The sequence below is a fragment of the Microbacterium sp. DMC48 genome, assembly GCF_056313825.1.
The window spans coordinates 253,847-265,922 of sequence record NZ_JBQUZN010000003.1 but is presented as its reverse complement, the minus strand read 5'-3'; the positions used below and the strand labels follow the sequence as shown (position 1 = coordinate 265,922).

Here is a 12,076-nt window from a genome sequence, read left to right as displayed (position 1 = left end):
GAGTAGCGCGACGGCGGTCCTAGGCTGGGGGCATGCTGACGCCGATCTCCAACGATCCTCGCGACTACTCCTGGGGTTCCCCGACCCTCATTCCCGCCCTCGAAGGACGCCAGCCGACGGGGGCTCCCGAGGCCGAGATCTGGTACGGCGACCACCCGGGCTGCCCTTCCCGGACGCCCGATGGACGCACGCTCGACGTGGCCCTCGCCGACGCCGGACGTCCCGCGCTGCCGTTCCTGCTCAAGCTTCTCGCCGCGGCATCCTCGCTCTCCATCCAGGCCCACCCGACGCGCGCCCAGGCACAGGAGGGGTTCGCGCGGGAGGAGCGCGCCGGTATCCCGCGCGACGCCGCCGACCGTCTCTATCGCGACGACAACCACAAGCCGGAGATCATCGTCGCCCTCAGCGACCGCTTCCGTGCGCTCGTCGGACTCCGCCCGCTCGCCGAGACCCGTCGCTTCCTATCCGTGCTCGCCGCCACCGGCGACGACGTCCCCGCCGGTGTGGCCCAGCTGCAGAGCCGCCTCGCCGTCGACGAAGACGGGCTCGCCTCCGAGCGTGCTCTGCGTGACGTGCTCGCCTGGGCGCTCGACGAGGCGGATGCCGCGACGGTGGCATCCGTGGCCGCGGCTCTCGACGCCGCGGCGGACAGCGGCGAGACCGAGTTCGCCGACGAGATCGCGGTGCTCCGCGCCGCGGCATCCGACTTCCCGGGCGACGGCGGACTGATCGTGGCCCTCCTGATGAACCTCGTGACGCTCCATCGCGGTGAGGGGCTGTTCGCTCCGGCCGGGGTGCTCCACGCGTACCAGTCGGGGCTGGGCGTCGAGCTGATGGCCGCCAGCGACAACGTCATGCGCGGAGGCCTCACCCCCAAGCACGTGGACGTGCCGGAGCTGCTGCACGTGCTGGACGCGACACCCTCCCCGGCTCCTGTCATCCGTCCGCGCCCCCTCGCGAGCGGGGTCGACGTCTACGACACCCCCGTGGACGATTTCGCCCTCGAGCGCGTCGCGGTCGCCGGCGAGGCGGTCCGTGTCGCGGTGCACGGACCGGCGATCGCACTCTGCACCGTCGGGGAGGTCGTCGTCGCCGGCGACTCCGACTCTGACTCCGCGACCCTCCGTCCGGGCACGGCCGTGTACATCGCCGATGAGGAGGCCATCGAGGTGTCCGGTGTCGGCGAGCTCTTCGTGGCCCAGCCGGGCTCCTGACCCGCCGGCCCTGACCGACCGGCCCCGACCGCGCGGTCTCGGCCGCGACACGCCGACGAGCGTGCGTGAAGGTTCAATCCCGTGTTGAGGGTTTACGATCTGCGACTTGACCGCGGCGAATGACAAGGGTGTAATTATTCCAACACGCGCATCGGCGCATCGGGAAAACGTGGGGAGAACGATATGACGGGTTACCGCTCCGGCGTCCCCGACAACTGGTTCGTCGACCCGGTCAATCTGGGCGTGCCGGGAGTGCGTCGTCCGTCCGTCGCCGACGAGGACACTGCGCTCGCCTGGCAGGCGGACGCCCTCTGTGCGCAGACCGACCCCGAGGCCTTCTTCCCGGAGAAGGGCGGCTCGACACGCGACGCGAAGCGCATCTGCACCTCGTGCGACGTGCGCGGCGAGTGCCTCGAGTACGCCCTGCAGAACGACGAGCGCTTCGGCATCTGGGGCGGACTCAGCGAGCGCGAGCGCCGCAAGCTCAAGCGTCGCGCCTGATCTCGACGACCGCTTCCGCGGCGGCGTGACCGATCACGAGACTCGCGGGCGACGTCCGCGTTCTGCGCCGGCTCCCGCCTAGGCTGACGACGTCATGCCCGCCCGAGTTCACGCACTGCTGGTCGTGCGCCCTGATGCGCGCGTGGCCACCGACATCCGTCTCGACCGCGTCCTTTCCGCGCTCGCGGCTCAGGCGCGCCCGGTCGACACGCTCACCATCGTGCTGTGCGGCCCGCACGCGACCGATCGCGAGCTTCAGCGGATCGCGGGGGAATCCGCCGCCGAGGCGGTCATCACCGCCGATCGAGGAACCTCCTTCGCTGAAGCTCTCGCGCTGGCGAGCCGACGGCTCGGCGGGGATGCCGTCTGGGTGCTCGACCAGGACACCACGCCCGCGCCCGACGCCCTCGTCCGTCTCATGGGCGCCCTCGAGACCGCTCCCTCGGTCGCGATCGCTGCACCGAAACTCGTCCGCGCCGACGACAACGACCGCATCGTGTCGCTCGGTGTGTCGATGACCCGAGGCGGCCGCGCCGTCGGCCTCGCCGACGGCGAGCACGATCAAGGCCAGCACGACGCCAGTGAGGACGTGCTCGGTTCGGATGTGCGCGGCATCCTGGTGCGCACCGACGCGTGGCGCGCGCTCGGCGGTCTCGACACGGCGCTCGCCGGCGCCGATGAAGGACTCGACCTCGGTGTGCGCGCGCGTCTGCGAGGGGGGCGCGTCGTCCTCGCTCCCCAGGCTTTCGTCGCCCTCGCCGACCCCGATCGCACAGACCCTCCTGTTCTCGGCGACCGCTTCGAGCCGGTCGGGGTGCGTCGGGCCTACGGCCGCCGCACGGCGCAGCTGCACCGCCGACTCGTGTACGCGCCGCCCGTCGCCGTCCCCCTGCATTGGCTCTCTCTGCTGCCGCTGGCGATCGTCCGCTCCGTGGTGCTGCTGCTCGGCAAGCGTCCCTCGATGATCGGTCCGGAATGGGGCGCCACGCTCACGGTGCTGCTGCGACCGGCTGCCGTCGCTCGTGCGCGTCGCGGCATCCGCGCGGGTCGTTCCGTGTCGTGGGCGCAGCTGGCACCGTTGCGGGTCAGCCGGGCCGAGTTGCGCCAGCGCCTCGACGACGACGTGATCATCGACGGCACCGCTCGCGGTGAGCTGCACTTCTTCTCCGGTGGGGGTGCCTGGATCGTTCTCGGAGCTCTGCTCGTGTCGGTCCTCGCCTTCCTGTCGCTGCTCGCGTGGCCGGTGCTCGGCGGCGGCGGGCTCGCGCCGCTGCGCGCAACCGTGGGCCAGCTCTGGGCGGACGCGGCCTCCGGTGCCCGACCTCTCGGCTGGGACACGCAGGGGCCGGCCGATCCGTTCAGCGCGGTCGTCGCCGTGCTCGGCTCTCTCTGGCCCGCGGCGCCCTCGCGCGTCCTCGTGGTGCTGTGGGTTCTCGCGATTCCCATGTCCGCACTCGGCGGCTGGTTCGCCGCCACGCGCCTGACCGACAACGCCCTCGCCCGCGCCGTCGTCGCGGTGGGCTACGCGCTGGCGCCGAGCCTGCTGGACGCGCTGGCATCGGGACGACCGACGGTCGTCATCGCACATCTGCTGCTTCCCTGGTTGCTGTGGACCGCCGTCGCCGCGCACCGATCGTGGACCGCGGCAGGCATGGGATCGGTGATCGCCGTCGCGGTGCTCGCCAGCGCCCCGTCGCTGGCTCCGGCCCTCGTCGTGCTGTGGCTGGTCGCGATCGTCCTCACGGCAGCGCTCGGCCGCGGTCGAGGACTCGCGCGGGTCGTCTGGCTGCTCGTTCCATCGGTGATCGTCTGGGCGCCGATGATCTGGCGCCGTCTCGGCTCTGGCGAGCCATGGGCCCTGATCGCCGACCCGGGGGTGCCGCTGCCGTCGGGGGAGTCGACCGATCTCGCCCGCCGCGTCGCCCTCGCGCTCGGGTTTCCCACTGCCGGCGGTTCGGAATGGGGTCAGCTCGTCGACGGCGCGGGGCCGTGGCCGTTCCTTCTCGTCGTGCCCCTGATCGTGCTCGCGGCGGCCGCTCCCATCGTCTCGCGCACAGCGTCGTCCGCCGTGGTCCTCCTCATCGCGCTCAGCGGCCTGGCGACGGCGGTCGCGGTCATCGGCATCGTCGTCACGTCGGATGCCGGGACCGGCATCGCGGTCTGGCCGGGCGCCGCCCTGAGCCTGTACTGGCTCGCCCTGCTGGCATCGGCAGCGCTGACCATCGACGCGCTCCCGGCACGGGCCCGGCTTCGCGCACCGCTGGCCGCCCTGGTGATGACCGCTCTCGCGGTCAGTGCGGTCCCCGTGATCACCGCGCTGCCTCGGGGGACCTCGGCCGTCACGAACGGTCCGAGCAGTACCCTGCCGGCCTATGTCGAGGCGGAGGGCAGATCGGGGCTGGACAACGCCACCTTCGTGCTCACCGCCGCGGCTGACGGATCGGTCGTCACGGACGTCGTCTGGGGCGAGACGTCGGCCCTGGGCGGACAGAGCACCCTGCGCTCGGCGCGCTCGTCCACCGACGCCGGTGACGCCGAGGCCGCGGAGCTGACCGCCGAACTGATCTCCGTGCCCTCGGGTGACGCGGTCGCGCGTCTGGGCGCGCACGGGGTCGCATTCGTCCTGCTCGGCGGGACCGCCGACGGCGAGAGCGACGCGGCGCGCGCCGTGCGCATCGCCGCCGAGACCGCGCTCGATCAGCGCCAGGACCTCGAGATCGTCGGCGACACGACAAAGGGCAAGCTGTGGCGGGTCACCGCTGCGGTCACGGATCGCGTTGCCGCATCGGCGGTCGACAACGCTCGCACCGCCGCCGTGCAGATCGGGGTCGTGCTGATCGCATTGCTGCTCGCTCTGCCCACCCGACGCTCGCTGCGGCTGAACCGTCGTCGCCCGCGCATCATCGGCGCGCGACGCGTACCCGGAGGAGGACTCCGATGAGCAACCGCCTGCCCGGCGTTCGTCGCCTCACGTCCGTGCGGTTCGCCGTCGGCGGCGTGATCACGGCGGCCGCGGTCGCAGCGGGCGTGGCCCTGGTCGCGTTGCCGCTTCCTTCGCACACCGCCGACTCCACGCTCGCCATCGCTGCGCATCCGCCCGCGACGGCATCGGTAGCGACGTGCGTCGGACCCGTGCTGGCTGCGGGGCGCGACGCGACCCGCGCCGCCCAGCTCACCGACGCCGCTCCGGCGGCACTCACCTCTGCCGCGGTGTCGAAGGCGGCCTCGACGGATGCCGCGACCTCCACGTTGGCTGCCCCCGACGTCACCGGCGGAACGGGGCCGACCACCTTGCGCGCCGCTCCCGTGGACGGGGAGCCCGCCGACATCGCCGCAGCGACCTCGGCGCAGGTGAGCGCGGACGACCTCGCCGGGTTCGCTGCGTCATCCTGCGCGCGGCCCGAAATGGAATCGTGGCTCGTCGGCGGCTCCGGGGCGACCGGCGCCTCGGATCTGGTCGTTCTCGAGAATCCGGGTGTGGTCGCGGCGCGCGTGACGATCACCGTGTACGGTGCCGGCGGCGGCGCCGTCCCCGTCGCGGGCAACGCGATCGTCGTCGCCGCCGGCACGCAGCGGATCATCCCGCTCGCCTCCCTCGCGCTGCGCGAGGACAACCCGGTGCTGCGCGTGACATCGGCGCAGGCCCCGATCCGTGCCGCGCTGCAGACCAGCCTCACGCGCGTGCTCGTGGCCGGAGGTGTCGATCAGGTCGGCGCCACCGCCGTTCCGGACACCGATCTCGTGATCCCGGGTGTCCCGGTCGTGACGACGCAGGGTGGCGCCGGCGAGAGCAACGTCCCGACGTCCCTGCGGCTGCTCTCGCCGGGCGCCGACGCCCAGGCGACCGTCACCGTCGTGCGCGACGGTGCGGCCGTGGGTGCTCCGCAGACGGTACCCCTGCAGGCGGGGGTGCCTCTCAAGCTCGACCTGGGCGGACTCGCTACCGGCACCTACGCGGTGCGGGTGAGCGCGACGGCCCCGGTGACGGGCGCTGTGTGGGCGACGTCCGGCTTCGCAGCCGGGAGTGATTTCGGCTGGTTCGTGGCCGCCGACGCGATCTCCGCACCCGCACTCGTCGCGGTCGCCGCGGGGACGGCGCCCACGATGACCATCGTCTCCTCGACGGGCGAGCCGCAGACCGTCGTCGTCACGGCGGCATCCGGCACCGGAGCGAAGACCGACGTCGCGGTGCCGGGGGGCGGTGCGGTCACGATCCCGGTGCGCCCCGGTGAGGTCTACCGTATCGATCCGGGTACGGGCAGTGTCCGGGCCGGCGTGACGTATGCTGCCGCCGGCGCTATCGCGGGCTACCCCGTCGCGCCGAGCGCATCGGCGGCGTCGGCCGTCACCGTCTACCCTCGCTGAGTCCTCGCGGGCCACTCACGCCCACGCGGAACGGTCAGAGGAAGCGGAACCGCTCCGGTCCGAGATCCCAGGGGTCGCGATCGAGGTACTGCGCCGCCGCGCGGAAGACGCAGCCCTCGATGGCCATGCGCCGATGCAGCTCGTCCTCGCGATGCAGGCTGCCCAATCGTTCGATGGGCAGACGGTACAGCACGATGCGCCGCTCCTCGGTCGAGACCGTCCACCGCGGGATGCCGTCCTCGTCGGACGCCGGCGGCATGGCCGCCACCTCGAAGCGCACGTCTCGCAGTTCCGGCCAGGCGCTGCGCAGGAACTCCGCCGCCGTGCCGACGACGAAGTCGAAGCGTTCTTCGCGCGTCTCCTGCGCCGGAAGCGGCGGCCGCACGACGGGACTGCGGTCCTCGCGACCATGCCGTCCATGGCGGGACGGTCGCACCCGCGGGGGAGTGCTCGCGCGCCGCCTCATCATGTTCCGAGTCTAGGTCAGCGGTCGTCGTCGCGGTCGGCGATGCGTGCGGCGGCGGCGCGGCATCCCCCGCCCCGGGCTGTGCCGCCGGTAGCGTGAGGGCGATGCGTACCCGACTGTGCTCGAAGGTGGGCTGTGCCCGCGAGGCCGTGACGACCCTGACCTACGACTACGGAGATCAGATGGCCGCCCTCGGCCCGCTCGGCGCGGCGACCGACCCGCACGCGCACGACCTCTGCGCCATCCACACCGACCGCCTCTCGGTTCCCAAGGGCTGGGTCGTCGTCCGCCACGAGACGCTGCGCGTCTGAGTCCCGGCCGGCATCCGGATGAGGATGCGAGAATGGGCGGATGCCGACCACCGCCGCCCCTACCCGCATCCATGACTTCGTCGTCGCCGACCTGAGCCTCGCCGAGGCAGGCCGTCATCAGCTGCGCCTCGCCGAGAACGAGATGCCCGGATTGATGGCGCTGCGCGAGGAGTTCGGTCCGCTCCAGCCGCTCGCCGGAGCCCGCATCGCTGGGTCGCTGCACATGACCGTGCAGACCGCCGTGCTCATCGAGACGCTCGTGGCCCTCGGTGCACAGGTGCGCTGGGCCAGCTGCAACATCTTCTCCACCCAGGACGAGGCCGCCGCCGCGGTCGCGGTGGGTCCGCACGGCACCGTGGACCAGCCGGCCGGCGTTCCGGTCTTCGCCTTCAAGGGCGAGACGCTCGAGGAGTACTGGCAGTTGGCCGATCGCATCTTCGACTGGTCGGCCGAGGGCTTCGACGGGCCCAACCTCATCCTGGACGACGGTGGCGACGCGACGGTCCTCGTGCACAAGGGCGTCGAGTTCGAGGCGGCCGGCGCGGTGCCTGCGGCATCCGAGAACGATTCCCTCGAGTACCGCATCGTGCTCGACACGCTGCGCGCGAGCCTCGCCCGCGACCCGCAGCGCTTCACGCGCATGGCCGGGCAGATCGTGGGGGTCACCGAGGAGACCACCACCGGGGTCCACCGACTGTACGAGCTCGCGGCAGCCGGAAAGCTGCTGTTCCCAGGCATCAACGTCAACGACTCGGTCACCAAGAGCAAGTTCGACAACAAGTACGGCATCCGCCACTCGCTTCCGGACGGTCTCAACCGTGCGACCGACGTTCTCATCGGCGGCAAGGTCGCCTACGTGGTCGGCTATGGCGACGTCGGCAAGGGGGCGGCGGAGGCGCTCCGTGGCCAGGGAGCGCGCGTGATCATCGGCGAGGTCGACCCCATCTGCGCGCTGCAGGCGGCGATGGACGGCTTCCAGGTCGCACGTCTGGAGTCGGTCATCGGCGACGTCGACATCCTCATCACCGGCACGGGGAACACGCGCGTGGTGACGGTCGAGCACCTTCAGAACCTCAAGCACCTCGCCATCGTGGGCAACGTCGGCCACTTCGACGACGAGATCGACATGGCCGGGCTCGAGGCCATCGCGGGTGTCGAGAAGATCGAGATCAAGCCGCAGGTGCACGAGTACCGTCTGCCTGCCGGTGCCGGTCGTGCGCCGCGCAGCATCCTGGTCATGAGCGAGGGGCGGCTCATGAACCTCGGCAACGCGACCGGGCACCCCTCCTTCGTCATGAGCGCGTCCTTCACCAACCAGGTGCTGGCGCAGATCGAGCTGTACACCAAGCGGGAGCAGTATCCCGTGGGCGTCTACGTGCTGCCGAAGATCCTGGATGAGAAGGTGGCGCGCCTGCATCTGGCGGCGCTCGGCGTGCAGCTCACCGAGCTCACCCCGGAACAGGCCGCGTACATCGGCGTTCCGGTCGAGGGGCCGTACAAGCTGGACCACTACCGCTACTGACGGACCATTCGCGCGCCGTGCGCGGATCCATAGACCCGTCACAGCGAGTGTTCACCCCGGCTTTGTTTTGAATTCTTCAAAACTGGGTAAGGTGGAGGCATGCCCTCGATCGCGACCCCCGCGCACGGTGCCGACGCCGCCGATGCGGCGACCGCGCTGCGGGCGGCGGGGCTGAAGGTCACCGATTCGCGCACGGCGGTCTACGACACGCTGCGGACGCATCCGCACGCCAGTGCCGAAGACGTCTTCCTCGCGATCGTCGAGCGGATGCCGCGGGCGAGCCGTCAGTCGGTGTACAACGCTCTCGGCGACTTCGCCGACGCGGGGCTCGTGCGCCGCATCGAACCGGCGGGTCGGCCGATGCTCTTCGAGCTGCGCGTCAGCGACAACCACCATCACCTCGTGTGCACGTCGTGCGGCGCGGTCGTCGACGTGGACTGCGCGATCGGCGCGGCGCCCTGTCTCGAACCCTCCGACAGCCACGGCTTCATCCTCACCACGGCGGAAGTGACGTACTGGGGCCTGTGTCCCGCATGCGCGCACGCCGCCACCCCACCCCTCACGGAAGGAACACCATGACAGACCAGGACCCGACCAGCGCCGGCATCGGCGCTGACGCGACCGACATCGACCAGTCCGTCACCGTCACCGACACCGACGAGGCGTATGCCGAGGAAGTCGCGACCTGCCCGGTCATCCATGCACAGCCGCATCCGACGAGTGGATCGGCCAACCGGGTGTGGTGGCCCAACCAGCTCAACCTCAAGATCCTCGCCAAGAACCCCCAGGTGCGTAACCCGCTGGATGCGGACTTCGACTACGCCGCCGCCTTCGAGTCGCTCGACCTGGCGGCCGTCAAGAAGGACATCGAGGACGTGCTCACCACCAGTCAGGACTGGTGGCCCGCCGACTTCGGCCATTACGGGCCGCTGATGATCCGCATGGCGTGGCACTCGGCCGGCACCTATCGGGTGACCGACGGTCGCGGTGGCGGCGGCGCCGGTCAGCAGCGATTCGCCCCGCTGAACAGCTGGCCCGACAACGTCAACCTCGACAAGGCGCGGCGACTGCTCTGGCCCGTGAAGAAGAAGTACGGCCAGTCGATCTCCTGGGCTGACCTCATGATCCTCGCGGGCAACGTCGCGCTGGAGTCGATGGGCTTCCGCACGTTCGGCTTCGCCGGCGGCCGCGCCGACGTCTGGGAGCCGGACGACGACGTGTACTGGGGTCCCGAGACCACGTGGCTGGGCGACGAGCGCTACTCCGGCGACCGCGAACTCGAAAAGCCCCTCGCGGCCGTGCAGATGGGTCTCATCTACGTCAACCCGGAAGGACCGAACGGCAACCCCGACCCGCTGGCCTCTGCCCGCGACATCCGTGAGACCTTCGCGCGGATGGCGATGAACGACGAGGAGACCGTCGCGTTGATCGCGGGCGGCCACACATTCGGGAAGACGCACGGCGCGGCATCCGACGACAACCTCGAAGACAACCCGGAGGCGGCGGGCCTGGAGGCTCAGGGCCTCGGCTGGAAGAACAACCACGGCACGGGGCGCGGTGACGACACGATCACGTCCGGCCTCGAGGTCACGTGGACCTATCACCCCACGCGCTGGGACAACGAGTTCTTCCACATCCTCTACGCGTACGAGTGGGAGCTCATGAAGAGCCCCGCCGGCGCGCACCAGTGGCGGCCGAAGGGCGGCCAGGGCGCCGACATGGTTCCGCTCGCCCACAGCGACGGCAAGCGTGAGCCGCGCATGCTCACGAGCGACCTCGCCCTGCGTATGGACCCGGAGTACGACAAGATCTCGCGGAAGTTCAAGGACGACCCCGACGCCTTCGCCGACGCGTTCGCGCGTGCATGGTTCAAGCTCACGCACCGCGACATGGGACCCGTCACCCGCTACCTCGGACCGGAGGTGCCGGCGGAGGAGCTGCTCTGGCAGGACCCCGTTCCGGCGCCGAGCGGCGCTCCGCTGGACGCTGCGCAGGTCGCTGACATGAAGGCGCGCGTGCTCGACTCGGGTCTGACGGTCTCCGAACTCGTCGCGACGACGTGGGCGGCGGCATCGTCGTTCCGCGGCAGCGACAAGCGCGGCGGCGTCAACGGCGCCCGCATCCGCCTCGCGCCGCAGAAGGACTGGGAAGTGAACAACCCCGCCCAGTTGCATCGGGTGCTCGGAGTGCTCGGCGGTATCAAGACGGATGCCGCGCAGGCGGGTGTCGACGTGTCGCTCGCCGACCTGATCGTGATCGCGGGAAACGCCGCCGTCGAGAAGGCGGCCGCGGATGCGGGCGTCGAGGTGGAGGTGCCGTTCCACGCCGGACGCACCGACGCTTCCGAGCAGCAGACCGACGCCGAGTCGTTCGCCTACCTGGAGCCCGCGGCCGATGGCTTCCGTAACTACCAGGGTCCGCTGGCACCGATGCCCGCCGAGTACCACCTCATCGACAAGGCGAACCTCCTCACGCTCACGGCGCCGGAGATGACCGTCCTGATCGGAGGCCTGCGGGTGCTGGGCGCGAACTGGGACGGCTCGCCCTACGGTGTGTTCACGGACCGGGTCGGCGTCCTCTCGAACGACTTCTTCGTGAATCTGCTCGACCTCGGCACCACGTGGACGCCGCTGGACCCCGGCTCCCACGCCTTCGCCGGCGTGAAGGACGGTTCGGGAGAGAAGGTCGGCGTAGGCACGCGCGTCGATCTGCTCTTCAGCTCGAACTCCGAGCTGCGCGCGCTCGCCGAGGTGTACGCCTCGGACGACGCTACCGAGAAGTTCGTCCGTGACTTCGTCGCGGCGTGGACCAAGGTGACCGAGCTCGACCGCTTCGATCTTCACCGCTGAGCACGCGTCAGAACGACGCCGGGGCCCCTTCCGAGCGGAAGGGGCCCCGGCGTCGTTCTGCGCGGCACTCGGTCTCAACCCAGACACGTCGGATACTGTGTTCTTGCGCCCTGCCGCCGTCGCGGCATCCGGCCCACCCGAAGGACGAATCAGGCCAAATGACTTCCCGCATCCTCGTTGTCGATGACGACATCGCGCTCGCCGAGATGATCGGCATCGTGCTGCGCACCGAGGGCTTCGAACCGCTGTTCTGCGCCGACGGCACCGCCGCCGTCGAGATGTGGCGCGATGAGCGGCCCGACCTCGTGCTCCTGGATCTCATGCTGCCGGGGATGGACGGCATCGAGATCTGCACGCGCATCCGTTCCGAATCGGGCGTTCCGATCATCATGCTCACCGCACGCACCGATACCGCCGACGTCGTTCGCGGGCTCGAGTCCGGCGCGGACGACTACATCGTCAAGCCCTTCAACCCGAAGGAGCTCGTCGCGCGGATCCGCACGCGGCTGCGACCCGCCGCTGAGGCGACGGGCGGTGATCTTCGCATCGGCGACGTCGTCGTCGATGTCGCCGCCCACGAAGTGCGCCGGGGGAGCGAGGTCATCGCGCTCACCCCGCTGGAGTTCGAGCTGCTGGTGGCCCTCGCCTCGAAGCCGCAGCAGGTGTTCTCGCGCGAAATGCTGCTCGAGCAGGTCTGGGGCTATCACTACAAGGCCGATACCCGTCTCGTGAACGTGCACGTGCAGCGGCTGCGCGCGAAGGTCGAGATCGATCCGGACAACCCGCGGATCGTCATGACGGTGCGCGGCGTCGGCTATCGCGCCGGCGCGGTGGTGTGATCGGCCGCT

10 protein-coding genes are annotated in these 12,076 nt (G+C 70.8%); 9 read left to right on the top strand and 1 reads right to left on the bottom strand.

The features are described from left to right. The first annotated feature begins 32 nt into the window (after window positions 1-32). From manA to ACT53O_RS01265, 4 genes are all read left to right on the top strand, one after another. Complete coding sequence (gene manA, locus ACT53O_RS01280) at window positions 33-1,214, top strand: mannose-6-phosphate isomerase, class I (protein ID WP_476151043.1); 1,182 nt, start codon at window positions 33-35, stop codon at window positions 1,212-1,214. A gap of 183 nt (window positions 1,215-1,397) precedes the next feature. Next, on the top strand, window positions 1,398-1,715 hold the full coding sequence (locus tag ACT53O_RS01275; RefSeq protein WP_005048276.1) for a WhiB family transcriptional regulator: 318 nt from the start codon (window positions 1,398-1,400) through the stop codon (window positions 1,713-1,715). Between the two features lie 94 nt (window positions 1,716-1,809). Further along, on the top strand, window positions 1,810-4,656 hold the full coding sequence (locus ACT53O_RS01270) for a glycosyltransferase (RefSeq protein ID WP_347418458.1): 2,847 nt from the start codon (window positions 1,810-1,812) through the stop codon (window positions 4,654-4,656). Next, entirely contained in the window at window positions 4,653-6,080 is a 1,428-nt protein-coding gene (locus ACT53O_RS01265) for a DUF5719 family protein (RefSeq protein WP_347418459.1), read from the top strand. The genes ACT53O_RS01270 and ACT53O_RS01265 overlap by 4 nt, the downstream gene beginning before the upstream one ends. 34 nt (window positions 6,081-6,114) lie before the next feature. On the opposite strand, the gene ACT53O_RS01260 is transcribed toward ACT53O_RS01265, so the two are convergent. After that, a complete protein-coding gene (locus ACT53O_RS01260) occupies window positions 6,115-6,549 on the bottom strand; it encodes a metallopeptidase family protein (protein WP_039412603.1) in 435 nt (144 codons plus the stop codon). Window positions 6,550-6,650: 101 nt separating this feature from the next. On the opposite strand from ACT53O_RS01260, the gene ACT53O_RS01255 reads away from it, so the two are divergent. The 5 genes from ACT53O_RS01255 to mtrA all read left to right on the top strand — a co-directional run bounded on the left by ACT53O_RS01255 (window position 6,651) and on the right by mtrA (window position 12,067). Then, window positions 6,651-6,857, top strand: a complete 207-nt coding sequence (locus tag ACT53O_RS01255) for a DUF3499 family protein (RefSeq protein WP_005048283.1) — start codon at window positions 6,651-6,653, stop codon at window positions 6,855-6,857. Between the two features lie 40 nt (window positions 6,858-6,897). Next, window positions 6,898-8,379, top strand: coding sequence for an adenosylhomocysteinase (ahcY, locus tag ACT53O_RS01250; RefSeq protein WP_476151040.1), 1,482 nt, complete (start codon window positions 6,898-6,900; stop codon window positions 8,377-8,379). Between the two features lie 99 nt (window positions 8,380-8,478). Next, window positions 8,479-8,958: a Fur family transcriptional regulator gene (locus tag ACT53O_RS01245; RefSeq protein ID WP_112932616.1), complete on the top strand. Its 480-nt coding sequence runs from the start codon at window positions 8,479-8,481 to the stop codon at window positions 8,956-8,958. Further along, entirely contained in the window at window positions 8,955-11,228 is a 2,274-nt protein-coding gene (gene katG / locus ACT53O_RS01240; RefSeq protein WP_476151039.1) for a catalase/peroxidase HPI, read from the top strand. Before ACT53O_RS01245 ends, katG begins: the two co-directional genes overlap by 4 nt. Window positions 11,229-11,386: 158 nt before the next feature. Then, window positions 11,387-12,067, top strand: a complete 681-nt coding sequence (gene mtrA / locus ACT53O_RS01235; protein WP_036321663.1) for an MtrAB system response regulator MtrA — start codon at window positions 11,387-11,389, stop codon at window positions 12,065-12,067. The last annotated feature ends 9 nt before the right edge of the window (window positions 12,068-12,076 follow it).